The 652-nt window shown below is 42.3% G+C and carries 2 protein-coding genes; both read right to left on the reverse strand.

Annotated features, from left to right (window positions below):
- On the reverse strand, nt 1-240 hold a 240-nt coding region (locus I6E24_RS16550; RefSeq protein ID WP_235329813.1), incomplete at its 3' end, for a DUF6926 domain-containing protein.
- An 18-nt stretch (nt 241-258) separates the two neighbouring features.
- Nucleotides 259-477: a hypothetical protein gene (locus tag I6E24_RS16555; protein WP_013619456.1), complete on the reverse strand. Its 219-nt coding sequence runs from the start codon at nt 475-477 to the stop codon at nt 259-261.
- Nucleotides 478-652: the final 175 nt, after the last annotated feature.

A 652-nucleotide genomic window follows, 5' to 3' on the forward strand; every position in this document is an offset into this window, starting at 1 on the left:
GTCGTTCAAATAAAGTATCTCGCAATCTTCCACTTCTGTGGGAAGTCCGAAAAGGGGGTAATGGGTGAAATAAGGCTGTGCGTTCCCTTCTTCATCTGTGAGGGGTGAAACATCTTGTACTTGCCATTGCTTCATCCATCTGTCTATTGTCTGGACTTCATCGTCTGTGAGTGCGGTTGCATCGCCATTGATGATGTAGGCTAAACTCCATGTGGGTATCTTTTCCGTTGTCCTGTTCATATCCGTTCCTTTATGTGGTCAGACAATCTCTTGTAAAATCTCCGTGTGGTATTGTGGAGGACATTCCACCAAAAGAAAACCGATAAAATCCTTTCTCGCTTCCTTGTTGAGTTCGTGATATAGCCTTCTTAGGGTTGAATGGTTGCCGTTGATGTAGGTTTCCACCATATACTCAAAGATGTTGTCCACCTCGTAAAATCTGCATTGCTGCGCTGCTGTCTTGCTGTATCGTTTCATAATGTTATGCTTTTGGGAGTTAATTCAAAGTGTCAGTAGCCATAGGAAAAAGCCGAAAATGGCAATGAGGAATATGATGAATACCATTACATTGATAACCATTCGGAATACTCCACAGACTATTTCTCTGATGATGTACCAAAGGATATTGACTATCCAAAGGAAACAGCGCAAC

It is taken from the genome of Bacteroides caecigallinarum (assembly GCF_021530995.1).
In the GTDB taxonomy this organism is placed as follows: domain Bacteria; phylum Bacteroidota; class Bacteroidia; order Bacteroidales; family Bacteroidaceae; genus Phocaeicola; species Phocaeicola faecigallinarum.